The organism is Pseudomonas sp. W4I3 (assembly GCF_030816195.1).
In the GTDB taxonomy this organism is placed as follows: Bacteria; Pseudomonadota; Gammaproteobacteria; order Pseudomonadales; family Pseudomonadaceae; genus Aquipseudomonas.
The window spans coordinates 5,480,635-5,505,455 of the sequence record NZ_JAUSXS010000001.1 but is presented as its reverse complement, the minus strand read 5'-3'; the positions used below and the strand labels follow the sequence as shown (position 1 = coordinate 5,505,455).

Here is a 24,821-nt window from a genome sequence, read left to right as displayed (position 1 = left end):
ATGTGGGAGGGGGCTTGCTCCCGATGGCGGAGTGTCAGTCACTGTTGATAGGACTGACCCACCGCTATCGGGAGCAAGCCCCCTCCCACATTGGGTTATGTGTACCGCTTACTCGGCTTTGGCCTGATGCTTGACGATGATATCCACCAAGCGCTTGGCCAGCGCCGGGTAGTTCTCATCGAAGTGATGCCCGCCAGGCAGCTTCATGGCTTCGCCCACGGCGGTCTTGTCGGTGCAGCCGCTCTCGTCGACTTCCTCGGCGCCGTAGATGCACACCACCTTGTCCGCTGGCAGCTTGGCCATTTCCGGGCCGGTGGCGGCTTCTTTGCCGGCGTTGCCCAGCCAGCCTTCCACTTCAATTTCAAAGCTGCCGGTGCGGGCGAAGGCGAGCAGGATGATCGCGTCGACCCGTTGCTGCTCGTTTTCGGGCATGCGGTTGTAGATGGCCGGCAGTACGTCGGCGCCGAATGAATAACCGGTCAGCACGAAGCGCTTGGTGCCCCATTTCTGCCGATAGTGCTGCATCAGTTCGGTAAGGTCCTTGGCACTCTGTTCCGGGCTCTTGTGCTGCCAGTAGTAGCGCAGGGTGTCGATGCCGACCACCGGGTAGCCGATCTTCGCCATTTCGCCGGCCACGTCGCGGTCCAGGTCGCGCCAGCCACCGTCACCGGAGAGGAACAGGGTCACCGTGTCCTTGGCCTGGCCTGCTGGCACTTCCACTACTGGAATCGCCAGGCCGCCGTTGTCCGAACCCACCAGTTGCTTGCGCAACTCGTTGTTCAGGACCTGCGGGTAATGAATGTCGTAGTCGCTGATGCTGGTGGTGGCACGCGGTGTGTCGCGTACGAAACTGGCGCTTTCATCGTCAGGGTTGTCGTTCCAGGCCACCAGCCAATTGCCATGGGCGGCGGTTTTCGGCAGTGCGTCGTTGCAGCCTTCCTGTTTCAGGGCGAAGCCGACGGAGATGGCGTTGGCCTTGTCGTCGTTCTGTGTGGCCAGCCAGCGCCAGGCGAGCGCGGCGCCAGGGCCGATGCCGCTGACCAGGGTCGCCGGGCCTTTAAGCTGGCCCAGGGCGCTTTGCAGCGCTTGCTCCTGCAGTTTGCAGTCATCCTTGGGCAGGACCACCTGAACGATCTGCGCCGAGCCACCCTGGCTCAAGGCGATCAGTTGGCTGTCGGTGAGCGTTTCGTCGGCCATCACGGCCACCGCCACACGGGCTTTCGCCGTGTTGGCCGGGGTTACGCGGGTCATCACTGAGCCGTCGGCCTGGGGCAATTGCTCCAGGGTCGGCTGTGGGGCAGGGCGGTTCCAGTACCAGTAGCCGCCGCCCAGGATCAGCGCAAGCAGCACTACAAAGGCCAATACATACCGCCAGGAGCGTCGAATCATCAGCGTTTCACCAATCCAGTCAAGCCGCCCGCGATCAGGGCGGCGGTGTCGGCCAGTGCCACCAGCGGATCAAGTCCTGCGGGCACAGCCATATAACGGGGTTCCCAGTCAGGCTGGAACTTGTCTTTGAAGCGGCGCAAGCCTTGAAAGTTATACAACTGCTCGCCACGGCGGAACACCATCGAGCCCAAACGCTGGGTCAGTGGCGCGCCACGCCGTGGTTGCAGGCCCGACAACGGCACCATGCCAAGGCTGAAGCGGGCGTAGCCGTGGTTCTTATAATGTTGAATCAGGCCGACCATCATGAATTCCATGGTCAGCTTCGGCGCTTCCGGGTGGGCGCGCATCAGGTCAAGACTGGCCAGGTCATGGTTGTACGTCTCGAGCAGGTTGGCAAAGGCCACCGGGCGCCCTTCGAAGCGAATGATCGCGATACGAAAGTGCTTGAGGTAGTCGTCGCTGAAGCGGCCCAGGGAGAAGCCTTTTTCGCGCACATTCTTACCGGTTAGCCAGGCGTCCGAGATAACTTTTAATTCATCCATCGGCGCCGTGCCCGGTTCGCAGATTTCCAGGGACAGGCCGTCCCGGGTGCCACGGTTCCAGGTGTAGCGCAGATCCTTCATTTCTTTGCCCTTGGCTTCCAGGTCAAAGCGTTTCAGATCGACACGGGCTTCTTCGCCCAGCTTGATCGCGGTGAGCCCGATATCCATGTAATACGGCAGGTTCTCGGCGCGTACTTGATAGAACACCGGCCGTGCATGGTGGATGTCGCAGAGGTCGCGAAACTGCCAGATCATCTCGGCACGCGGTTGAGTGGGGCCAATCGGATCGTACAAGGCCACAAGGCTGCGCCCGCGACGGGCATACATCAGGAAGGCTTCATCGTTGGGGTGGAACAGCAACGCCTTGTCGCCGGTCAGCGCCAGGCCGCCATCAGGTTGCGAGGACGCCATCAGGATCTTGGCGGCGCGCTCGAGTTCTTCCGGGGTCGGCAGATGGATCACCGGGCGCGCGGTACGCAGCAGCCAGGTCAGTGACACGATCACCAGCAATACGGCAGCACCCAGCAATGAGCGCAGGCCGCGCGGGGCGTTGGCATCGAGGGTGAACTGCCACCAGAGTTGATGGCTGTAGGGCACGTCCTGGTAGGCGAACAGCAGCAGCCAGATCGACGCACCCAGCACGCACACGCTGGCCACCAGGTACAGCGGCGAGAACGGCAGTTCGGTCAAGCGGCTGGCGCGGTAGAACGAGCGTCGGAAGATCGCCAGCAGCACGGCGGTCATGGTCATCAGGCTGGCTTCTTCCCAGTCGAAGCCCTTGAGCAGTGAGAGCAGGGCGCCGACCAGCAGCAGCACCATGGTCAGCATCCAGGCGGCCGACAAACGTCGACGCAGGCCCTGGGCCAGTAACAGGCACAGCACGCCGATCAGGCTGGCACCGAAGTGCGAAGCGTCAATCAGGCGGTGGGGAATCAGGAAGCCGATGTTTTCCAGGCGTGAATCGATCTCCGGCGTGGCGCCGGAAAACAGCAGGACCACGCCGGACAAAAAAACCAGTACGGCCAGCACCGGTGCCGCCAGGCCTGAGGCGACCCGCAGGCTCTGCTGAGTCTGGAACAGGCGCTGGGCCTCGTTGACCAGCAGAAAGATGCAGGCGATCAGCAGCGGCAACACCACATAAATCATCCGGTACAGCAGCAGCGCGGCCGCCAGTGGCGCGGCGCCGAGCTTGTCGGCGAAGGCCGCCAGCAGGATCGCTTCGAACACCCCCACGCCGCCCGGTACGTGGCTGAGCACGCCGGCCGCCAGGGCCAGCAGGTACACCAACAGGAACGGGCCGAAGGGCGGTGCTTCCGGCAGCAGCATATAAAGCACACCCGCCGCAGCGGCGACGTCCAGTGCGGTGATGATCAGTTGCAGGAACGTCAGGCGACGGCCAGGCAGGCGCAGGGTGCGACGCCCGACCTTGACCAGCAGGTTATCCGGGTAAGGTTGTTCCGGCAGGCGACGGCGGTAGATGCCGATGCACAGCATGGCCGACAGCAGCAGCACCGCGCCGGCGACCCCACCGAGCAGGCTTTGCGGCAAATGCAGGTAGGTCGATGCCGCCGGCAAGTTGCTCAGCGTGGCCAATGCAGCCAGTGGCGGCAGCGCGCAACCCAGCGCCAGGCTGGCGAACACGGTCATGTGGGCGACTTCCGAAGCGCCAATGCCGTGACGTGCGTATAAACGGTAGCGCACCGACCCGCCCGAGAGCATCGACAAGCCAATCGCGTTGCCGATGGCAAAGGCGGTGAAGCCGCCCAAGGCCAGGGTCTTGGCGGGCAGCTTCACACCGGCATAACGCGCGCCGGAGAATTCATAGCCCAACAGAATGATGAAGCCGGCCACCCCTGCCGCAAATGCACCGAGCAAGGCCGGTTTAGGCACCTCCAGGATCGAGTCGTGGAGGGCGTAAAGGTCAAGCTCCAGCAACAGGTGCCGGCAGGCGATCAAGGCAATGGCAAACAGCAGCAGGGTGACGGCCAGGCCAATGGGCTGACGGTACTTGCTCAACAGATCCAGCCAACGCAAACGGGTGGGAGGGATCGGTTGTTCCGCTGTGACGGTGTCTTGTGGTTCAGACGAGTTGGCGCGCATCAATCACCTCGTGGATTGTGCGCGACAGGATGGAGGTATCCAGCCAAGTTACCAATCCCTATGGACAAAATAATTACAAATATTAACGCGGATCACCGAGTGCGGCGACTGCGGCCATTGGTCGTAGAGGGTAGCGCTTGAGCACTGAGCATAGCGTGCAATGAGATGGACTCTACAAACCGTCTACGGTTTCATGAAAGATGCCATGCCATTGTTTCAGAAGAACTTTTTCACCGGATACAAAAAAGGCCACTCTTTCGAGTAGCCTTTTTTGATGTTTGGTTGCGGGAGCCGGATTTGAACCGACGACCTTCGGGTTATGAGCCCGACGAGCTACCAGACTGCTCCATCCCGCGTCTGTGGGCGGCATTCTACAGTCCAGCGCCGAGGTGTCAACCGTTAATGAGCCAATGGCTTAAATAAGTGGGATTTATTCAAAATCAAGGCCTTGGCATCTCCCTGTAGGAGCGAGCTTGCTCGCGAAAAACTTCCAGACACCGCTGGCTACCTGAAGCGCTGCGTTATCGTTGACGTCTTTCGCGAGCAAGCTCGCTCCTACAAGGGGAGGGGTAAAAACAGGCGCGCACAAAAAAGGCCACTCTTTCGAGTAGCCTTTTTTGATGTTTGGTTGCGGGAGCCGGATTTGAACCGACGACCTTCGGGTTATGAGCCCGACGAGCTACCAGACTGCTCCATCCCGCGTCTGTGTGTCGGCATTCTACAGAGGAACGCGAGTGTGTCAACCCGAAAACCAAAAAAAAGCGCTTGTGCTTCAAGTGGTTAGCGCTCCAGGGTAAGCGCAGGAAGGGCGCAGAGCCAGTCAGGGCGAGGCTTTCAGCTCTATTGGAAGGCTGAATTCGATTGAGAAAACACATTCATCTGCGATATTTCCTACCGCTCAGACAGAAGATTCAAACTACTGGTGCTATATACAGGGGTGAATGCGATACTGGCCAACCGTTGACCCACACCCCGTTTATATGACGCAGCGCAAAATCATCCACGTCGACTGTGATTGCTTCTACGCCGCCATCGAGATGCGCGACGACCCGAGCCTGGCGCAAAAGCCCTTGGCTGTCGGCGGCTCGGCAGATCGGCGGGGGGTGATCGCTACGTGCAATTACGAGGCGCGGGCGTATGGGGTGCGCTCCGCGATGTCGTCACGTCACGCCTTGAAGCTGTGTCCGGACCTGACCATCGTCAAGCCGCGCATGGATGCCTATAAAGAAGCGTCGAAGGAAATCCAGACGATCTTTCGCGACTACACCGATTTGATCGAGCCGCTGTCGCTGGATGAAGCCTACCTCGACGTCTCCGACAGCCCGCACTTTGGCGGCAGCGCCACGCGCATCGCCCAGGACATCCGCCGGCGCGTGTCCAACCAATTGCACATCACGGTGTCTGCCGGCGTGGCGCCCAACAAGTTCCTGGCCAAGATCGCCAGCGACTGGAAGAAACCCAACGGCCTGTTTGTGATTACCCCGGATCAGGTCGAAGATTTCGTCTCCCAATTGCGGGTGAGCAAATTGCACGGGGTCGGCAAGGTCACCGCCGACAAGCTGGCGCGCCTGGGCATCGAGGATTGCCTGCAATTGCGTGAGTGGAACAAGCTGGCGCTGGTGCGCGAATTCGGCAGTTTTGGTGAACGGCTCTGGAGCCTCGCCCGTGGGATTGATGACCGCGTTGTGCACAATGACAGTCGGCGGCAGTCCATCAGTGTGGAAAACACCTACGATGTGGACCTGCCGGACCTTTCAAGTTGCCTGGCGAAGCTGCCCGAGCTGATGGAAACCCTGGCCGGGCGCATGGCGCGAATCGACAGCAGCTACCGCGCAGGCAAGCCGTTCGTGAAGGTCAAGTTTCATGACTTTACCCAAACCACCCTGGAGCAGGCGGGGGCAGGGCGGGACCTGGAAAGTTATCAACAGCTGATGACCCAGGCGTTCAACCGTGGTGGCAAGCCGGTGCGGTTGCTGGGGATTGGGGTGAGGTTGTTGGATTTGCGCAGCGGCAATGAACAGCTCGAATTCTCCTGGTAGACACCGGAGCAAATGTGGGAGGGGGCTTGCTCCCGATAGCTGTGGATCAGTCAATATTTTCAGTGACTGAAACACCGCCATCGGGAGCAAGCCCCCTCCCACATTTGATCTCCAACAGGCTTCAGATTTCAGCGTGCGCCAGGGTCTGCAACCAACCGTCCTGCATCCTTGGCCAGGGCCTGCAAAAACTCCTGCTGCAGCTCCGGATCATTGCGCGTCAGTTCAATCAGGCTTTGTTCCAGTTCGCTGGCTTCTTCTTCCAGGCCCAACTCCGAGAGGCGCTTGACCCGGTGCACCCATTGGCTCACTTCGTCGTCCTCGAGGTCGTCGTAGATCAGGCCATGGGCTTCCAGCAATTTGCCGCGCAGGGTGTTGCTGATCGCCAGGGTCGCGTCCGTGTGCACATCGTCCTGGCCGTCTTCCACGCTGATCTTCAAAGTGGTGACGCGGTTGAGGTCCTGCTCGGAAAACGGACTGTCCAACAGGTTCAGGCGCAGTACGCCGTCGCGGTCGGTGGTCAGGTCATGGGTCTGCCTGCCAGCGGTGACCTGCACCGGGCGTTCGCTCCAGGGCAGGCTTGAATATTCCAGGCGCTTGTCACGCTGAATTTCATCGATACCCGCGAGGTTCTGTTGCGCACGGCCGTGGGATTGCACGTTCATGAACGGGTTGATGCCGTCCACGCCATAGCTCAGCCACTCGCGCGTCATGCTGGCAGGCAGGTTGCCGAGGGCAAAGATGTTCACCACGTTGGCGCCCGCGCCAGCCACCAGGGCCACGGCACCCAAGGGCATCTCATAGAGTTTGCGCCAGGGCTGATAGGGCGTGTAGCGGTCGTAACGCCGGGTGACTTCGAATTCGGTGACTTCAAAGGTCTTTTGCTCGTGAATCCGAACCCGACGTTGCGGCAGCTCCAGCACTTTGGGCTCGCCTACATCGATCTGCAGGCTGTGGTCGAGCAACTTACGCTCGACCCGCTCCTCGTGCTCACTGCGTTGCGACATCTGGTTGGCGCAGCCGCTGACCAGCAGGGCGCCGCACAAGGCGGCGCCCCCCAGGGCTCTGGTGTTTCGCTTGAACATGACTTCTCTTGATCTGGTTTTCAGCGACGAATACGCGCCTGAAGGAAAGACAGCACGTCAGCCACCGGCAACGGTTGGGCTTGGGCTTCGGTCCGGCTCTTGTATTCCAGATTGCCATCGGCCAGGCCGCGGTCACTGACCACGATGCGGTGGGGGATGCCAATCAGTTCCATGTCGGCGAACTTGATGCCCGGGCTGGTTTTCTTGTCCCGGTCATCGAGCAGCACTTCAAAACCGGCGGCCGTCAGTTCGGCATACAGTTTGTCGGTGGCTTCGCGTACTTGCTCGGTTTCATAGCGCAACGGTACCAGCGCCACCTGGAACGGTGCCAGGGCGTCGCTCCAGATGATGCCTTTCTCGTCGTTGTTCTGCTCGATGGCGGCAGCGACCACACGGGACACGCCAATGCCGTAGCAGCCCATGTCCAGGGTGATCGGCTTGCCGTTCTCGCCCAGCACTTCGCACTTCATCGCCTTGCTGTACTTGTTGCCCAGTTGGAAGATGTGCCCGACTTCGATGCCGCGCTTGATCTCCAGGGTGCCCTTGCCGTCCGGGCTCGGGTCGCCGGCCACGACATTGCGCAGGTCTGCCACGGTCGGAACCGGCAGGTCGCGTTCCCAGTTCACGCCGAAGTAGTGCTTGTCGTCGATGTTCGCACCGATACCGAAGTCGCTCATCAGCTCGACCGAACGGTCGATGATGATCGGCAGCGGCAGGTTCAGCGGGCCGAGGGAACCGGCGCCGGCGCCGATGGCGTCACGCAGTTCGGCATCGGTGGCCATGACCAGCGGGCTGGCCACGCCAGGTTGCTGGGCGGCCTTGATTTCGTTGAGCTCGTGGTCGCCACGGATCACCAGGGCGATCAGCTTGCCTTCTTCTTCGGCGCGCACGATCAGGGTCTTGATGGTCTTTTCAATCGGCAGATTGAATTTTTCCACCAGGGCCGCGATGGTCTTGGTGTCTGGGGTGTCGACCAGGCGCAGTTCCTGCGTCGGCGCTGGGCGCGAAGTTTCCCGTGGGATGGCTTCGGCCTTCTCGATGTTCGCCGCGTAGTCCGAGCCGTTGCTGAACACGATATCGTCTTCGCCGGATTCGGCCAGCACGTGAAATTCGTGGGAGCCGGCACCGCCGATGGAGCCGTTGTCCGCTTCAACCGGACGGAATTTCAGGCCCAGGCGCGTGAAGATATTGCAGTAGGCCTGGTGCATGCGGTCGTAGGTCGCCTGCAGGGAAGCCTGGTCGGCGTGGAACGAATAGGCGTCCTTCATGATGAATTCACGGCCGCGCATCAAACCGAAGCGTGGGCGGATTTCATCACGGAATTTGGTCTGGATCTGATACAGGTTCAGCGGCAGCTGTTTATAGCTGCTCAACTCGTTGCGCATCAGGTCGGTGATGACTTCTTCATGGGTCGGGCCGGCGCAGAAGTCGCGGCCATGACGGTCCTTGAAGCGCAGCAACTCGGGGCCGTACTCTTCCCAGCGCCCGGATTCCTGCCACAGTTCAGCCGGTTGAGTGCTCGGCATCAACACTTCCAGAGAGCCGGCGGCGTTCATTTCTTCACGAACGATGGCTTCGACCTTGCGCATCACCTTCAAGCCCATGGGCAGCCAGGTGTACAGGCCAGAGGCCAGCTTGCGGATCATGCCGGCGCGCAGCATCAGCTGATGGCTGATCACAACCGCGTCGGAAGGCGTTTCTTTCTGTGTGGCGAGCAAATATTGACTGGTACGCATGGTAGGCCGTTGTCGGTTGCTTGGACTTGAAATGACTTGGGATTGTACGGGCGGTTGCTGCTGGAGTACAGGCGTGACATTGCGGGGGGATCTGACTGACTGTGGGAGATCCAATGTGGGAGGGGGCTTGCTCTCGATAGCAATGTGTCAGTGTCAGATGCACTGACTGACACACTGCTATCGGGAGCAAGCCCCCTCCCACACTGACTGAGTCGTATCAGTCTTCCTGCGGCGGATTCAACCGAATGCGCCGGTTCTCCTGGAACCAGTGCAAGGCAATCAGGAACAGCGTCGGCACACCCAGCAGGCAGGTGATCATAAAGAAGTTGTGATAGCCGAACTTCTCCACCATCACCCCGGAATAGCCGCCGATCAGGCGCGGCAGCAACAGCATGATCGAGCTGAGCAGCGCGTATTGGGTGGCGGAGAACTTGAGGTTGGTCAGGCTCGACAGGTACGCGACAAACGCCGACGTGGCCAGGCCCGAGCTGAAGTTATCCAGGGAAATGGTGACAATCAGCATCTGCAGGTCGGGGCCCATGTCGGCGAGCATCACGAACAGCAGGTTAGTGCCGGCCGAGGCCACGCCGCCGATGAACAGGATCGGCAGAATACCGAACCGCACGATCAACAGGCCGCCCATGCCGGCACCGACCAGGGTCATGATCAGGCCGAAGATCTTGCTGACCCCGGCAATCTGGTCCTTGGTAAAGCCCTGGTCGATATAGAACACGTTGGCCATCACGCCCATGACCGTGTCGGACATGCGATAGGTGGCGATCAGCCCGAGCAGCAGCAACGCCTGCCAGCGGTAACGCAGGATGAAGTCGTTGACCGGCGTCAGCACCGGCGCCAGGCCACGGCGGCCCATGGCCGAAAGGCACAGGCCGGTGAGCAGGATATAGAGGATGGCCCGCAGGAAGGCGCGGTCTTCCATCAGCAGTTCCCACAGGCTCACGCCCTGGAACAACACGCTGGCGAAATCGGTGTTGTACAGCTGGGTAAACATCGCCGGCACCGACACCAGCAGCACGATCAGCACGAACACCGATACCAACTGATGCATGAAGCTGTAGCGTCCGGCCTGCAGCTGGGTGCGCAGCGGCACGTTGGGTTCACGCATGAACAAGGTGGTGAGCAGTGCCGGCACCATCAACACGCCGAACAGCACGTAAGTGCCGGTCCACGCCGAGTGTTTATAGTTGAAACCGGTGGAGCCGAAGCCTTCGGCAAAGAACAGCGCACCGGCCGTGGCGAGCAGGGCGGCGATGCGATAACCGGACATATAGCTGGCGGCGAGGGCGGCCTGGCGGCTGTCGTCGGCGATTTCCAGGCGGTAGGCATCGACAGCGATGTCCTGGGTGGCCGACGCGAAGGCAACGACGACGGCAATGGCGATCAACCAGGACAAGTGTTTTTGCGGGTCACAAAAACCCATGCCGATCAATCCGAGGATCACCAGCGACTGGGCAAGCACCAGCCAGGAACGCCGGCGCCCGAGTTTACCGAGCAACGGCAGGCGCCATTGGTCGAGCAGCGGCGACCAGACCCATTTGAAGGCGTACGCCAGCCCGATCAGGCTGGCGTAACCGATGGTCTCGCGGGCAACACCCGCCTCACGCAGCCACACGGAAAGCGTCGAGAACACCAACATATAAGGCAGGCCGGCAGCGAAACCGAGCAACAACAGCACTAACGTCGAGGGGCTGGCATAGGCGGCGAGCGCGGCGCGCCAGGTTTTACGGGGCATGGGCTGGAGTCTGCCTCAGATTTGCGGAAACAAAGCGCGCACTCTAACCGCTGTGCTCTACCGGGCGCCAGCCATGGCGCTGAATATCAACGCGATTGTTCAGGATACTGACACCTTCGCTGCGCAAACGCGCACGTTGCTCGTCACCTGAGGCACTGCCCACCGGCAGACTTATCCGACCACCGGCGCCCAACACCCGGTGCCAGGGCAGTCGGGTATCCGCCGGAAGCTGGCTCAAGGTACGTCCGACCCAGCGCGCGGCGCGTCCCAGCCCTGCCAGGTGCGCCAACTCCCCGTAGCTCACCACGCAACCTGGCGGCACTTGCGCCAACGTCAGGTAAAGCGCGGTGCGGCGCATGTCGGCGGGGCTCTGCGGGGTGTCGGCAGGTTCATTCACTGTGAGGCTATCCGTTGAGAACGTCGGTGTTTTTGTAAGAAACGTCTGTAAACTTGGCGGTGAGAATTGAACTCACTATAAATAGTTGAGTCAGTTCAGGCTATCTACGACGATAGCCCCTTCTTTTTTCGCCAACCCCCGAGCCCCGTATCTGCTTATGTTGTCCAGAACCCTGTTGTGCCTCGCTGTCCTCAGTGCTTCCACGCCTTTGCTCGCCGATACCGTCTGGTTGAAGAACGGTGACCGCCTGACCGGCAAGATCAAAGTCTTCGACGGCGGCAAGTTGCTGATCCAGACCAGCTACGGGGGCGCAATCCCGGTGGATTGGAAGCAGGTCAAAACCCTGGAGAGCGACCAGGAGTTGCTGGTCAAGCAGGACGCCTATACCGGTGAAAAGGCCAAGTCCCTCAAGGCGGCCGAGGATGGCAAGGTCGTGCTGGCCAACGGCGAAGCGCCCAAGACCGTGGACCTGGCCAGTATCCAGCAGATCATCAAGCCCAAGCCTGTGATCGAGGACCTGGTCTGGAAGGGCAACGTCGACCTGGCGCTGGACTACAAGCGCGCCGACAAAGACACCAACGACTACGACATCGACTTCAAGACCTCGGCCCGTCACGGCCAGTGGCGCCATACCGGCAAGGGCGAATACAACCGCGAGTTCCAGGACGACGTCACCACCACCGACAACTGGGCTCTGGAATACGACCTCGACCGCTTTATCACCGAGCACTGGTTCTGGCAGGGCCGCCTGACCTACAAGCGCGACAAGGTCGAAGACCTGGCGCGCCAGCGCACCGTCGGTACCGGCCCGGGCTATCAGTTCTGGGACGACGAGCTGGGCGCGTTCTCCCTCGGCTCGCTGGTCAACCGCACCGATTACGAATACGCCGACGGCGGCAAGGACAATTTCTATTCCCTGGCCATGAAGTGGAACTACAACCGCTACCTGGTGGGCAAGACCGTGGAATTCTTCACCAACGGCGAACTGGGCAAGCCGCTGGACGGTCCGGCCGAGTACTCCCTGGATGCCGAGATGGGCCTGCGCTACAAGGTCACCGAATGGGCATCGCTCAATCTCAAGGCGGAGCGCGACGTCATCAGCGGCGACTCCGACAGCAGCCTGAGCAAAACCCGCTACACCGCAGGGTTTGGCGTGGCCTGGTAACGCTGCATCGAGCGCTCTGGCAACCTGCGCGGATATTGATTACCTTGTGTTGAGATCTATTCCCATATGCCATGGGCGGCGAAACAACCAGGAGTCATACATTGAGCGCGCACGTTGCCAGGAACGCCCGAGAGCTGTTGCTCAAGGAATACCGTGGGGCCTTGGCCACACTGTCCAAAGCCATGCCCGGTTTTCCCTTCGGTTCGGTCGTGCCGTACTGCCTCGACGAGCAGGGCCGCCCGCTGATCCTGATCAGCCGCATCGCCCAGCACACTCACAACCTGCAGAAAGACCCCAAGTGCTCGCTGCTGGTCGGTGAGCGCGAGGCCGACGATGTGCAGGCCGTCGGGCGGCTGACCTACCTGGCGCAAGCCGAGAAGCTGGAGGACGCCGCTGCCATCGAAGCCGCTGCCGAGCGCTATTACCGCTACTTCCCCGAGTCGGCCAACTACCACAAGGCCCACGACTTCGATTTCTGGGTACTCAAGCCGGTGCGCCACCGTTACATCGGTGGCTTTGGTGCGATCCACTGGATCGATCAGCTGACCTTGGCCAACCCATTCGCGGGCAAGGCTGAGCGCAGCATGATCGAGCACATGAACAGCGATCACGCCAAGGCTATCGCCCACTACGTCCACCTCGCCGGTTTACCGGCGACCGAGCCGGCACAACTGGTGGGTATCGACAGCGAAGGCATGCACCTGCGCATCGGTCAGTCGCTGCATTGGTTGCCGTTTGCCGAGTCCTGCAACACGCCGACACAAGTACGCGAAGCCCTGGTTTCATTGGCTCACGCCGAAACCTGGCCGAAAAAATCAGACGTTAGCGCTTGAATTCACGAAAAGGCGACGTCATCTAAGGTGGACTAGCAAGGCATTCTTGCGTTGAGGAACCATTTGATGCGCCCTTTTTTGCTGCTTTTTCTTTTGTTCCCGGTGCTGGAGCTGTTCGTATTCGTTCAAGTCAGCGGTGCGATCGGATTTTTCCCGGCACTGTTGCTGATCATCCTCGGCTCGATGCTCGGCGTTCTGGTGCTGCGCGTCGCCGGCCTGGCCACGGCGCTGCGTGCCCGTGAAAGCCTGAACCGCGGCGAGCTGCCCGCCCAGACCATGCTCGAAGGCCTGATGATGGCGCTGGCCGGTGGCCTGTTGATCCTGCCCGGCTTTATCAGCGACGTGGTCGGTCTGGTCATGCTGCTGCCGGTCACCCGTAAGCTGCTGGCCGGCAAGATGCGCCAACGCGCCGAAGAAGCGGCCATGCGCCAGCGTGCGTTCGCCGATGACCTGCAGCCCCGTGGCGGCCCTGCACCGCGCCAGCCCCTGGGGCGTGAAGGGGATGTGATCGAAGGCGAGTTCGAGCACCGCGACAGCAAATAACCGCTGCACTGGCACGGCACCTTCGGGTGCCGTGTTGCATTTACCCTTGAGCAGACACAAAAAATTTCATTCGCTGCCCCTTGTAATAAGCCTGGGCGCCCTTATGTAACGGTCACCGCAAGGTTTCTGGTGGTGACACTAGACAGACTTCCGCGGTTCGCCCAGCGAACCGCGACCGGCACCGCCGGAATTTAACCCGCCGGAATTGATACCGGCCGATGAAAAACACAATTAGGAGAGATCGACAATGAAGCTTCGTCCTCTGCATGACCGCGTCGTCATCCGTCGCAGTGAAGAAGAAAAGAAAACCGCTGGCGGCATCGTCCTGCCAGGTTCGGCTGCTGAAAAAGCCAACCACGGTGTGATTCTGGCTGCAGGCCCAGGCAAGGCCCTGGAAAACGGTGAAGTACGTGCGCTGGCCGTGAAAGTGGGTGACAAGGTTGTTTTCGGCCCTTACTCCGGCAGCAACACTGTGAAAATCGACGGCGAAGACTTGCTGGTAATGGCTGAGAACGAAATTCTCGCCGTACTGGAAGACTGATTCCCGCTCATTTTCCCGCTTACTCCAAAGTATTTAAGGAATATCGATCATGGCTGCTAAAGAAGTTAAATTCGGCGACTCCGCCCGCAAGAAAATGCTCACCGGTGTCAACGTCCTGGCTGACGCAGTAAAAGCGACCCTGGGCCCGAAAGGCCGTAACGTGATCATCGAGAAGAGCTTCGGCGCTCCGACCATCACCAAGGACGGCGTTTCCGTAGCCAAAGAAATCGAACTGGAAGACCGTTTCGAAAACATGGGCGCGCAACTGGTCAAAGACGTTGCCTCCCGTGCCAACGATGACGCTGGCGACGGCACCACCACCGCTACCGTTCTGGCTCAGGCCATCGTCAACGAAGGCTACAAGGCCGTCGCTGCCGGCATGAACCCGATGGACCTCAAGCGCGGTATCGACAAGGCGACCATCGCCATCGTTGCCGAGCTGAAAAACCTGTCCAAGCCATGCGCTGACACCAAGGCTATCGCTCAGGTAGGTACCATCTCCGCCAACTCCGACAGCTCCATCGGCGACATCATTGCCGAAGCCATGGAAAAAGTCGGTAAAGAAGGCGTGATCACCGTTGAAGAAGGCTCGGGCCTGGAAAACGAACTGTCGGTTGTAGAAGGCATGCAGTTCGACCGTGGCTACCTGTCCCCGTACTTCGTCAACAAGCCAGACACCATGGTTGCCGAGCTGGACAGCCCGCTGATCCTGCTGGTCGACAAGAAAATCTCCAACATTCGCGAAATGCTGCCAGTACTGGAAGCCGTTGCCAAAGCCGGCCGTCCATTGCTGATCGTTTCCGAAGACGTTGAAGGCGAAGCTCTGGCGACGCTGGTTGTGAACAACATGCGTGGCATCGTCAAAGTCGCAGCCGTCAAGGCTCCAGGCTTCGGCGACCGTCGCAAGGCCATGCTGCAGGACATCGCCGTATTGACCGGCGGTACCGTTATCTCCGAAGAGATCGGCCTGAGCCTGGAAAGCGCCACCCTGGAAAACCTGGGTAGCGCCAAGCGCGTGACCATCTCCAAGGAAAACACCATCATCGTTGACGGTGCTGGCGTTGAAGGCGACATCGAATCGCGTATCGCTCAGATCCGTGCCCAGGTTGCCGAGACTTCCTCGGACTACGACCGTGAAAAACTGCAAGAGCGTCTGGCCAAGCTGTCCGGCGGCGTTGCAGTGATCAAGGTTGGCGCTGGTTCCGAAGTTGAAATGAAAGAGAAGAAGGCCCGCGTTGAAGACGCCCTGCACGCAACCCGTGCAGCCGTTGAAGAAGGCGTGGTACCTGGCGGTGGCGTTGCGCTGATCCGTGCTCTGGAAGCCCTGACCAATCTGACCGGCGACAACGCTGACCAGAACGTCGGTATCGCTGTACTGCGTCGTGCCGTTGAAGCACCGCTGCGCCAGATCGCTGCCAACTCCGGCGACGAGCCAAGCGTTGTGGTCAACGAAGTCAAGAACGGCAAAGGTAACTACGGTTACAACGCTGCGACTGGCGTGTACGGCGACATGATCGAAATGGGCATCCTGGACCCAACCAAGGTGACCCGTTCCGCGCTGCAAGCGGCAGCCTCCATCGGTGGCCTGATCCTGACTACCGAAGCTGCTATCGCTGACAAGCCGAAGGCTGAAGGTGCTGGCGGCGGTATGCCAGACATGGGCGGCATGGGTGGCATGGGCGGCATGATGTAAGCCAGCCTTACCCGGCTACTGAAAAACCCCGCCTGCAGCGATGCAGGCGGGGTTTTTTTATGGGGGTTGCGCAAGCCGTCAAAGCGAGGTGACGGACTTCGATGGCCGGTACAACAGCACGCAATACAGGCCCAGGCAGATCAACCAGCAGAAGATTGCCGTCCACACATTGTGGGAAAAAAAGTGCGCGCCTTGCAGCATGCGGCTGATTGAAAAGACGCTGCCCAAGGCCACCGCAAAGATAAATGCGTTGCGCGCCATGCGTGGCCGGCGATCGCGCAGGGCAAAGAACCAGGCGAACAAGGCGAACCCGGTCGCCGCATGCCCGCCCGGCCAGCAGCGACCGGGTTTATCGGTAGGCGGGCGAGGGCTGAGCAGTTCGCTGTAGGTTTCCTGGCCACCAAACTCCTTGAGGCTCCACGGGCATTGCACGGCGGTGACAGTTTTCAGCGGCGCCACAAAGGCCGTCGCCAATCCCAGGGAAAGCACCAGGCACACCAGCTCGCGGCGATAAGGCCTGAGTCGCTGCAGGATGAAACTGCCGACCAGTGCGAGGATCGCCAGTACCGAGAACAGGATCACCAGTTGCTTGGCCCGGTCATGCAGGATGTCTTCGAGGAAGAAGCTGTAGCGGCCAATGAAAGCACCCTGCTCAGCGTCGTAGAAGCGTTTGGCCAGGTCCATGTCCAGCGAGGTCAGCTGCAGCAGCAGCAAGGCCAGTGCAGCGCCGGCGGGGAGGCCTAGACACAGCCAGAAATTCAGCGGTTTTGAAACGGGAAGAGAGGCGGGGGGATTCATGACGAACCTTGGCAAAAAAAGTCCCGTACTCACCTGTACGGGACTTTCCGATTAGCGTGTGCTCAAGACAGGGGCCTCTTCCTTGGGGGCTCTCCAGCTCAGCAATTGTTGTTTGTAGTCATAGCTGGCGGCCTGGTAATAAGTGATGGCCCGTTGGATCAACGGGTCATCGCTGCCCACGCGCAGTTCCTGGCTGTCACCCAGCGCCTGGTCATGGCGACGCAGGCCTTTGCGCGGGCTGAGGATCGCCAGGTTAGTCCCATCAAACAGGCCCAGGTGCTGGTAGTTGCCGACCACCACGCGCGGTGGCAGCGGATTGTCCTGCAGCAGGTTGCGGCCGAAGAACGTTGATTCGTAGCTCAGGTTGATCAGGCCCAGCAGCGTGGGCGCGAGGTCGATCTGGCTGGCCAGTTGCGCGTTTTCTCGGGCGTCGATCAGCTTGGGCGCATAGATAAACAGCGGTATCTGGTAGTTGGTGATGGGCAGGTCTTCCTTGCCTGCGCTGCCGGCGGTGTGGTCGGCAACAAACACGAAGATCGTGTTATCGAACCAGGGCTTCTGCCGCGCGGCGTCGAGGAATTGGCCGATGGCGTAGTCGGTGTATTTCACCGCACCGTCGCGGCCCTTGCCGGATTTGATATCGATACGCCCGTCCGGGTAGGTGTAGGGGCGGTGGTTGGAGGTGGTCATCAACTGCAGCAGGAACGGCTGCTGCTTGGCGTAGTCGCCGTCGGCCAGTTTCAGGGTTTGTTTGTAGAGATCCTCGTCGGCCATGCCCCAGGCATTTTTGAACGAGATTTCTGATTCGGGCACGCTGCTCTGGTCGACGACGCGGTAGCCATTGCCGCTGAAAAACGCGTTCATGTTGTCGAAATAGCCGCGCCCGCCGTAGACGAACACGCTGTCGTAGCCAATCGCGGAGAGCTGCTGCCCCAGGCTGGCGAAACCGCTTTCGCGGCCGATGCGCTTGACGATAGAGCGCCCGGGCGTAGGAGGAATCGCCAGGGTGATGGCTTCCAGGCCACGGTCGGTACGCGTACCGGTGGCATAGAAGTTATTGAAGAACAGGCTCTGTTTGCGCAGCGCATCGAGGTTGGGTGTGAGGTTGCGCTCATCACCGTTGCTGCCCATGTATTTGGCGCTGAAGCTCTCGATGGTGACCAGCACGATATTGGGTTTGCGCAGCGTGCCGGGGTTGGTGATGGCGCGGCGGATATCCAGCGGGTCCTGGTCGACGAAGCGCGCATTAGGCTCACTGAGTTCGGCGCGCAATTGCTTGGCGACCACCTCGGTCGGCAGGCTTTTATAGAACTGTGTGTAGTCCAGTTCGTTGTTCCGGAACGCGGCAAAGAACTGATAGGGACCATTACTGGCCAGTTCGTTGTTGTACGCGTTGCCGCCTTGGGTGCGCGGGCTGTCCTGGCTGATCAACTGCAGGCTGAGGCCGGCGACCACCAGCAAGGCCAGGGCACTCACCAAGCGGCCACGCAGCACCGGCAAAGGCGCGGCCATCGCCGCGTTGAAAGGCTTGCGCAGTACCACGCTCAGGATCAGCGCGAGCATCGCCAGCAGGCTGAGCAGCTTGCCGATCGGGTAGGACTCCAACAGGTTGTTCAATACCTCGTCGGAGTACACCAGATAATCAACGGCAATAAAGTTGAAGCGCACGCCGAATTCATCCCAGAACAGCCATTCGGCCACCGACGTGAACAGCATCGCGAACAGGCTCACCGTGAGCAGCGCTTGCAGGAACCAGCGGTGACCACGGCGGCGCCACAGCGCAGGCGGGCACAGCAACAGGTACAGCCCCAGCGGCAGCGCCGCATAGGCCAGGAAACCGAGGTCGTAGAGCACACCCACGCCAAACACCGGCAGCAGGTTGCCGCTCACCTCGTCCAGGTGAGTGATGAGCAGCACGCTGCGAGTGAGCAGGAAAACAACCAGCCAGGCACCGGTTATCAACAGCAGATAGCGCATAGGCGCAGTTTTGGGAAAACCCATGTCCAATTTCCTTTTATCAATGGGGGCGATCTTCACGCTGACACTGTAGTCAGTTTGTGAAGCTATAGTGAAAAACTCGTTCAGCTGAATAATCAGTTGAAAACCTTTATCGACGGGCCCTGCGGGTCTATCCCTGAGCGACACTTGGCCTTAAGCTGCGCGAGCCAACACGGCCGTTACCGCGTACGGAGACACTGCCCATGCGAATTTTATTGGTTGAAGACAACCGCGATATTCTGGCCAACCTGGCCGATTACCTGGGGCTAAAAGGCTACACAGTGGACTGTGCGCAGGACGGTTTGTCGGGCCTGCACCTGGCCGCCACCGAGCACTACGACTTGATCGTGCTCGACATCATGCTGCCGGGGATCGATGGTTACACCCTGTGCAAACGCCTGCGCGAAGACGCGCGGCGCGACACGCCGGTGATCATGCTCACCGCCCGCGACCAACTGGACGACCGGCTGCAGGGCTTCAAGTCCGGGGCCGATGATTACCTGCTCAAGCCGTTCGCCTTGTCCGAACTGGCCGCGCGTATCGAAGCGGTGCTGCGCCGTGCCCAGGGTGGCGGGCGTCGTGCCTTGCAGGTGGGTGACCTGAACTACGACCTCGATACCCTGGAGGTCACGCGCGAAGGGCGCCTGCTCAAGCTCAACCCGGTCGGCCTGAAGCTGCTGGCGGTGTTGATGCAGAAAAGCCCGCACGTATTGCGCCGCGAAATCCTCGAAGAAGCCTTGTGGGGCGACGATTGCCCGGACAGCGACAGCCTGCGCAGCCACGTTCACCAATTGCGCCAAGTGATCGACAAGCCCTTCGCCAAGCCGCTGCTGCAAACGGTGCACGGTGTGGGCTATCGCCTGGCCGAGGGCCGTGATGGAGTTTAAGCAAAGCCTTGCCCAGCGGATCATCATTGCCTTTGCGTTGATGAGCGCGTTGGTGGCGGGGGCCTTCGCCATGGGCATCGTCGCGACGGTGCACCTGGTGGAAGAGAAGTTGATTTCGGCGGGCCTGGGCGGTGACCTGCAACGCCTGCTCTTGATGGACAGCATGGAAGACTGGCGACACCGGCCCGAGCCTGACCAGTTGTTCTATTTCAGCGGCGGCCCCGGCGATTTCGAACTGCCCAAGGACTTGCGCCATCTGGACCCAGGCTTTCATGAAGTGTTTCGCGAGTCGCTGTCGTACCACGCCATGGTCGAAGTGATCGACGGGCGGCGCTATGTGCTGCTGCAGGACCAGAGCGATTTCGAAGAGCGCGAGCGCGTCCTGTTTGCCGTGGTGCTGGTGGGCTTCGTGCTCAGCCTGGCGTTGGCGGTCTTTCTGGGGTGGGTGCTGGCGCGCAGGGTGATGGCGCCGGTGGTAAGGCTGGCGCGTCAGGTGCGCCATCGCGACCAACTGCTGGGACTTGCACCGCCGTTGGCGCCGGATTATGCGGCCGATGAAGTGGGCGAGTTGGCGGTGGCATTCGATGCCACGCTGGGTCGCTTGCGCCAGGCGCTGTCTCGCGAACAGCTGTTTACCAGCGATGTAAGCCATGAACTGCGCACACCGCTGATGGTGTTGGCCAGTTCCTGTGAGCTGCTGCTGGAGAACCCGGCTATCGATCAACGGGGTCGCAACCAGGTCCTGCGTATCGCCCGGGCCTGTGAAGAAATGCGCGAACTGGTACAGACCTTCCTGATGCTGGCCCGCGCCAAACACGACGATGCCGCCATGTCGGCCCAGGTCAACCTGACACAGGTCGCCGAGGACCTGCTCGGGATCTGGCGCGGGCCCATCGAGCAAAAAGGCCTGGAATTGATCTATTGCCCTGGCAACCCGCTGGACACGCGCTACAACACCACGTTCCTGCACGCCGTAATGGGCAACCTGTTGCGCAATGCACTGCATTACACCGAGCAGGGCTTCATCCGCCTCACCCTGGAGCCGAGCGGCTTTGTGGTGGAAGATTCCGGGGTGGGCATTCCTGAAGACAAGCGCGAGGCGATGTTCGAGCCGTTCGTGCGCGGCAGCGAGAAGCGCGGCGACGGCTTGGGGCTCGGCTTGTCGCTGGTGCAGCGTATCTGTGAAAGCCAAGGCTGGAGCGTGACGTTGAGCACCATGGAGCCCAATGGCTGCCGTTTTCATGTCGAACTGGGCCGGGTCAAAACCTGACCGTTCAGTCTGTCAGTTTGCTGCTGCACGTTGCGTTCTTTTCAGCGAAGATGGCCCGGTGCTACTAAATGTTTCTGTAAAGTCTTGAAATGTATGAGATTAGACAGGACAAGTTTTTCACAATGAGTTGACTTGTTCATCACAGTTCTCTGCATAGGGTTGTAGGCATCAGTTACCGGAGACGTAAGATGCCTTCCCCGATCAAGTTGGAATTCTCAGAAAAGTACGACGATCAACACGCGCAGCAATATTTGCTCAAGCATCAGGACAACCTGGCTCGCCGGTTGTCCCACAAGCGCGACGAGCAACTGGCGCGCGGTGCGCTGGCCATGGCCGGTGAGCCGGGTCTGGTGCTCGACCTGCCGTGTGGCGCCGGTCGGTTCTGGCCGTTGCTGGCCGAGAAACCCAACCGCGTGATTATCGGGGCCGACAATTCGGCGTCGATGTTGAAAGTCGCCACGGTGGCTCAACCAGCGGATGTGGTGAAACGGGTACGCCCTTTGCAGACATCCGCCTTTGATATCGATTTGCCAGATAATTCGGTCGACAGTATTTTCTGCATGCGCTTGATGCACCACATCGGTGACCCTGCGCACAGAATGACAATACTGCGTGAGTTTCAACGTGTTACCCGCGACAGCGTGATTATGTCGCTCTGGGTGGACGGCAATTTCAAGGCCTGGAAGCGCAAGCGCGCCGAAGTGCGTCGTCGCAAGAAAGGTGAGCAGGAAGGTTACCAAAACCGGTTTGTGTTACCGGCTGCTACTGTCGAGGCAGAATTCGAGCAGGCCGGTTTCCGAGTTCAGGAGTCTCTGGACTTCATGCCGCTCTACGCCATGTGGCGAGTTTATGTATTGCGTAAGAGGTAACAGGATGGCAGTTGAGTGCGTAGTAGGCAGTCATGTAGCTCCCGAAGAACGATTTGATTTTTTCTGGCGTCAGCAGGGTGAATGGGTTGAAGAGCCCAATCGTCGGCGTGGCGGTGAGAGTGGCGTGCAGCGGGTGGTCAGTCCCAATGGGCGCTTGCTCTATTGCAAGCGCCAGACCGGACACATCTACCGCAGCTGGTTGCATCCGTTTGGGCGTCCGACCGTGTTGCGTGAGCGCGATGCCCTCAAGGGCTTGCGCTTGCTGGATGTACGCGTGCCGGAGTTGGTGTTCTGCGAGGCGCGACGCGACCCGGAGCATCAGTGGAAGGCCCTGCTGGTCACCGCTTCGCTGGACGGTTTCGACGAGATTGAAAACTGGTACGCCGCCGGCGGCCGTGAGCAATACGGTGAAGAGGTGCATGAACGCGTGCTCAAGGAACTGGCCGGCACCCTGGCGCGCATGCACAAGGGGCGCTGGCAGCATGGTTGCCTGTACATCAAGCATATCTTCGTACGGGTTACCGGCGAAGGTGACGCGGTGAACGTGGAAGTGGCGCTGCTGGACTTTGAAAAATGCCGCCAGCGTCTGACCGCTTATCGGGCCGCCTCCCATGACATGCTGCAATTGCGCCGCCATTCGTCGTGGAACGATACCGACTGGAAGAAACTCAGCTACTTTTACGAGACGGCGTTTGGCAGCGCTATCAAGGGTTTATCCAGATGAAGCTAGAAATAGCACGAGGTTTGTTCCTGGTCGGGGCATTGGGCATTGCAGCCCTGGCCCTGGCCGCGTGGGAACAGCCTCGCACACAGGTACTCAGTGCGGTGCAGGGCGGTGGGCAATGCCTGCAGCCACGTATCGCCAAGGTCAGTGTGGCGGCCAAACCCGATCATGAGCTGCTTTTGTTCATGTTCGGGATGTCTCAGGCGATGAGGCCGCAAAGTTGAAACGATTGAAACCCCCGGAAAGGGCCTTGCGATGCGAGGCCCTTTTTTTTGCAATCGGGAATCAGACCAGATGCAGGTGGTTATCCCAAAACCCCGCCGGCAATTCCAGCGGCTGCGCGAGCAATTTTTCCTGGCGGCAATCGTAGAACCGGCAGCGCCCCTGGCCTGACGTCACAACAAACCCGTCCGCCACCGCGCCCACACCGGCACAGTCTGGCAAGGGCCCATCCAGGCGCAGTTCGCCGCTGTCCATGTCCCAGATAAACAACCGGTTGCCACGCGGTGCTGTCAGCGCCACCAGCCGCAGCTCGCTGTGCACCGCGACGCTGGCGGTGTAGTGACCCATCGCCTGCAACTGCTCATCGGCCACCGGGAAAGCCACGAACGGCTGGCCCGGACGCTTGATCGCGAGCAATTCGGAACGTTCCTGGGACGGCCCCATGAACTGCTGCCCGGTGAGAATGGTGCCATCGCTGGCGATCCCCATGTGGCGCACGCTGTTCATTTGCTGGCCCAGGGTTTCCTTGCTGATCAGGCTGCCGTCGCGGTGCATCAGCACCAGGCTCGGTTCCATGGCGTTGAGGTTCATCTCCACGCGGCTTTCGGCTTCGGTGCGAATGCCGCCGTTGGCCACCACCAGGGTTTCGCCATCGGGCATCCATGACACCTGATGCGGGCCGATGCCATGGGTCGACAGTTCCCCGCTGTGCACCAGCCGCTCGCCTTCGAACCGGTACACCCCGAGCAAACCACGGCCGGGGTCCGACGTGTCGTTCTCGGTGGCGTACAGCCATTCACCGTCTTTGTGGATCACGGCGTGTCCATAGAAGTGGCGGTTGGCGTTGGAGGTAATGGTTTGCAGCAGTGCGCCATCACGCAGGTCGACCAGGTAACTCTCGGTGCCCGGGCGGCGGGCGACGAACAGCGCAATCGGCAGCGTCGGGTGGTTGATGATGTCGTGGCAGCGCTGGCCGACCTGAGTGGCGAACACCTGCTTGCCGTCCAGCCGATAACCTACGGCGTAGTGCTTGCCGTCGGCATCGTCACGCGCCGACAGCAGCAACGGACCGTGCTTGCTTTGTGAAGCGCCATTACCTTTGAACAGCGTCCAGCCACCCAGCGTGAGTGCGCTGAGCAGCACGCTGCCAACCGCCAAAGCCTGTCGCCTGAGCATCATCAGTCACCGTCGTTGGCATTGAAGCCCAGTTGGATCCCCAGCGCCTTGGCCAGCTCGCCTTCATGCAGGCGATGGACCACGTTGAGGCTGTCGTAGAGATCGTTGAGTTGCTGGCGCCCGGCGTCATCGTTCAACAGTTCGTTGAGGGAACGCTGGTTGCTGGCGAACAGTTTCAGCGACGCGGCATACGCGGCGTCGATCTTTTCGGCCAGGGCTTTCTGCTCTGCCGGCAGCAGACCGCGCAAGCCTTTGTTGTCCACACCCACCCAAACGGTCTGGGCGGCCGCGAGGCTGGCTTCAAGGCTTTGCAGCGACGACTGGCTGCGCCAGGCATCGGCCTGGAACGGTTGCGGGATGCCCTTGGTCTGGCGGCCCATCGGCGTGCCGAGTTTTTTCTTCAGGGTGTCCAGGGCGGTCACTTGCACGCGCAGCAGGTCAGCGATGGCTTCGTGGGAATCGGCATAGCGCTGGTTCGGGAACTTGGTCATCTGCGCCAGCATGCCGTCGGTGCTGTTCCAGCTGGCCAGGATCTCTTCGGCCAGGGCTTTCTGGCGCTCGCCGATGGCGATCAGCAGCGGGCAGTACCGGGCTTTCTGGGTTTCGTCGGCAACGTCAGGCTTGGCGTCGTAGAGGATATATTCGTAGGCCGACAGGCCTTGCACCACCACGCTGGATTTGGCGAGGGCGGCGCCGTCGATCTGTGGCTGGCTGGCAACCAGTTGCTCGACCTGGCGGCCTACCAGGTTCTTCTTGTCCGGCCAGAACTGCACCTGCCAGGCACGGTTGCCCTCGGCCAGCGGGCCGATCAGCAGCGGTTGCAGCTCGGCCCAGGCTTTCTGCGCGTGGAGGAAGTCGGCGCGGGCGGTGTCCAGGCTTTCCTTGCCCTGGCAGTAGGCCAGGGCGCTGACGGCCAGTTGACGGTCGGCTTCAACCCAACGGCTGTAGGTCGGCAGGATGACTTGCTTGGCGATGGCCGCCGAGGTCACCGCTTGCGGGTCCTGGGGCGAGCAGGCGCCGAGGGCGAGGGCGGCCAGGCTGGTGAACAACAACTTGGGACGGAACAT

21 protein-coding genes and 2 tRNA genes are annotated in these 24,821 nt (G+C 60.6%); 11 read left to right on the top strand and 12 right to left on the bottom strand.

The window, feature by feature from the left end:
- Window positions 1-108 precede the first annotated feature (108 nt).
- The 4 genes from QF045_RS25040 to QF045_RS25025 form a co-directional block, all read right to left on the bottom strand.
- Entirely contained in the window at window positions 109-1,389 is a 1,281-nt protein-coding gene (locus tag QF045_RS25040; RefSeq protein ID WP_306494474.1) for a virulence factor family protein, read from the bottom strand.
- A complete protein-coding gene (mprF, locus tag QF045_RS25035; RefSeq protein ID WP_306494473.1) occupies window positions 1,389-4,031 on the bottom strand; it encodes a bifunctional lysylphosphatidylglycerol flippase/synthetase MprF in 2,643 nt (880 codons plus the stop codon). Before mprF ends, QF045_RS25040 begins: the two co-directional genes overlap by 1 nt.
- Before the next feature lie 279 nt (window positions 4,032-4,310).
- Window positions 4,311-4,387 (bottom strand) — tRNA-Met (locus QF045_RS25030).
- A 269-nt stretch (window positions 4,388-4,656) separates the two neighbouring features.
- Window positions 4,657-4,733 (bottom strand) — tRNA-Met (locus tag QF045_RS25025).
- Window positions 4,734-5,011: 278 nt separating this feature from the next.
- Here QF045_RS25025 and dinB point away from each other — a divergent pair.
- Entirely contained in the window at window positions 5,012-6,070 is a 1,059-nt protein-coding gene (dinB, locus tag QF045_RS25020; protein ID WP_306494472.1) for a DNA polymerase IV, read from the top strand.
- 128 nt (window positions 6,071-6,198) lie between these two features.
- Here dinB and QF045_RS25015 read toward each other — a convergent pair whose 3' ends face one another.
- The 4 genes from QF045_RS25015 to QF045_RS25000 form a co-directional block, all read right to left on the bottom strand.
- Window positions 6,199-7,152 carry a hypothetical protein gene (locus QF045_RS25015; RefSeq protein WP_306494471.1) on the bottom strand — a complete coding sequence of 318 codons (954 nt, stop codon included), beginning with the start codon at window positions 7,150-7,152 and terminating at the stop codon, window positions 6,199-6,201.
- Between the two features lie 20 nt (window positions 7,153-7,172).
- Entirely contained in the window at window positions 7,173-8,888 is a 1,716-nt protein-coding gene (locus QF045_RS25010) for a proline--tRNA ligase (RefSeq protein ID WP_306494470.1), read from the bottom strand.
- Between the two features lie 217 nt (window positions 8,889-9,105).
- Window positions 9,106-10,638 (bottom strand): AmpG family muropeptide MFS transporter, encoded by a 1,533-nt coding sequence (locus tag QF045_RS25005; RefSeq protein ID WP_306494469.1) that lies wholly within the window; start codon window positions 10,636-10,638, stop codon window positions 9,106-9,108.
- A gap of 43 nt (window positions 10,639-10,681) precedes the next feature.
- Window positions 10,682-10,996: an MGMT family protein gene (locus tag QF045_RS25000; RefSeq protein ID WP_256657733.1), complete on the bottom strand. Its 315-nt coding sequence runs from the start codon at window positions 10,994-10,996 to the stop codon at window positions 10,682-10,684.
- Between the two features lie 196 nt (window positions 10,997-11,192).
- On the opposite strand from QF045_RS25000, the gene QF045_RS24995 reads away from it, so the two are divergent.
- From QF045_RS24995 to groL, 5 genes are all read left to right on the top strand, one after another.
- A complete protein-coding gene (locus tag QF045_RS24995; protein WP_306494468.1) occupies window positions 11,193-12,200 on the top strand; it encodes a DUF481 domain-containing protein in 1,008 nt (335 codons plus the stop codon).
- Window positions 12,201-12,301: 101 nt separating this feature from the next.
- On the top strand, window positions 12,302-13,033 hold the full coding sequence (locus tag QF045_RS24990; RefSeq protein ID WP_306494467.1) for a HugZ family protein: 732 nt from the start codon (window positions 12,302-12,304) through the stop codon (window positions 13,031-13,033).
- Between the two features lie 66 nt (window positions 13,034-13,099).
- Window positions 13,100-13,576 carry an FxsA family protein gene (locus QF045_RS24985; protein WP_124424854.1) on the top strand — a complete coding sequence of 159 codons (477 nt, stop codon included), beginning with the start codon at window positions 13,100-13,102 and terminating at the stop codon, window positions 13,574-13,576.
- A 247-nt stretch (window positions 13,577-13,823) separates the two neighbouring features.
- Window positions 13,824-14,117 carry a co-chaperone GroES gene (locus tag QF045_RS24980; protein ID WP_124364240.1) on the top strand — a complete coding sequence of 98 codons (294 nt, stop codon included), beginning with the start codon at window positions 13,824-13,826 and terminating at the stop codon, window positions 14,115-14,117.
- A gap of 49 nt (window positions 14,118-14,166) precedes the next feature.
- Window positions 14,167-15,810: a chaperonin GroEL gene (gene groL, locus QF045_RS24975; RefSeq protein WP_057723897.1), complete on the top strand. Its 1,644-nt coding sequence runs from the start codon at window positions 14,167-14,169 to the stop codon at window positions 15,808-15,810.
- Between the two features lie 78 nt (window positions 15,811-15,888).
- On the opposite strand, the gene QF045_RS24970 is transcribed toward groL, so the two are convergent.
- Window positions 15,889-16,608: a phosphatase PAP2 family protein gene (locus QF045_RS24970; protein ID WP_306494466.1), complete on the bottom strand. Its 720-nt coding sequence runs from the start codon at window positions 16,606-16,608 to the stop codon at window positions 15,889-15,891.
- Between the two features lie 51 nt (window positions 16,609-16,659).
- Window positions 16,660-18,609, bottom strand: a complete 1,950-nt coding sequence (locus QF045_RS24965) for an LTA synthase family protein (RefSeq protein WP_306494465.1) — start codon at window positions 18,607-18,609, stop codon at window positions 16,660-16,662.
- A 200-nt stretch (window positions 18,610-18,809) separates the two neighbouring features.
- Here QF045_RS24965 and colR point away from each other — a divergent pair, with 200 nt between their 5' ends.
- The 5 genes from colR (at window position 18,810) to QF045_RS24940 (ending at window position 22,580) form a co-directional block, all read left to right on the top strand.
- Entirely contained in the window at window positions 18,810-19,493 is a 684-nt protein-coding gene (gene colR / locus QF045_RS24960; protein WP_003208587.1) for a two-component system response regulator ColR, read from the top strand.
- Window positions 19,483-20,763: a HAMP domain-containing sensor histidine kinase gene (locus QF045_RS24955; protein WP_306494464.1), complete on the top strand. Its 1,281-nt coding sequence runs from the start codon at window positions 19,483-19,485 to the stop codon at window positions 20,761-20,763. The genes colR and QF045_RS24955 overlap by 11 nt, the downstream gene beginning before the upstream one ends.
- A gap of 188 nt (window positions 20,764-20,951) precedes the next feature.
- Window positions 20,952-21,632, top strand: coding sequence for a class I SAM-dependent methyltransferase (locus tag QF045_RS24950; protein WP_306494463.1), 681 nt, complete (start codon window positions 20,952-20,954; stop codon window positions 21,630-21,632).
- A 4-nt stretch (window positions 21,633-21,636) separates the two neighbouring features.
- Window positions 21,637-22,356 carry a lipopolysaccharide kinase InaA family protein gene (locus QF045_RS24945; protein ID WP_306494462.1) on the top strand — a complete coding sequence of 240 codons (720 nt, stop codon included), beginning with the start codon at window positions 21,637-21,639 and terminating at the stop codon, window positions 22,354-22,356.
- The gene (locus QF045_RS24940; RefSeq protein WP_306494461.1) at window positions 22,353-22,580 is read left to right on the top strand and encodes a hypothetical protein; all 228 of its coding nucleotides are present in this window, start codon (window positions 22,353-22,355) and stop codon (window positions 22,578-22,580) included. The genes QF045_RS24945 and QF045_RS24940 overlap by 4 nt, the downstream gene beginning before the upstream one ends.
- A 61-nt stretch (window positions 22,581-22,641) precedes the next feature.
- On the opposite strand, the gene QF045_RS24935 is transcribed toward QF045_RS24940, so the two are convergent.
- Both QF045_RS24935 and QF045_RS24930 read right to left on the bottom strand, forming a co-directional pair.
- The gene (locus tag QF045_RS24935; RefSeq protein ID WP_306494959.1) at window positions 22,642-23,754 is read right to left on the bottom strand and encodes a DUF1513 domain-containing protein; all 1,113 of its coding nucleotides are present in this window, start codon (window positions 23,752-23,754) and stop codon (window positions 22,642-22,644) included.
- Window positions 23,755-23,756: 2 nt separating this feature from the next.
- Window positions 23,757-24,821 (bottom strand): imelysin family protein, encoded by a 1,065-nt coding sequence (locus QF045_RS24930; protein ID WP_306494460.1) that lies wholly within the window; start codon window positions 24,819-24,821, stop codon window positions 23,757-23,759.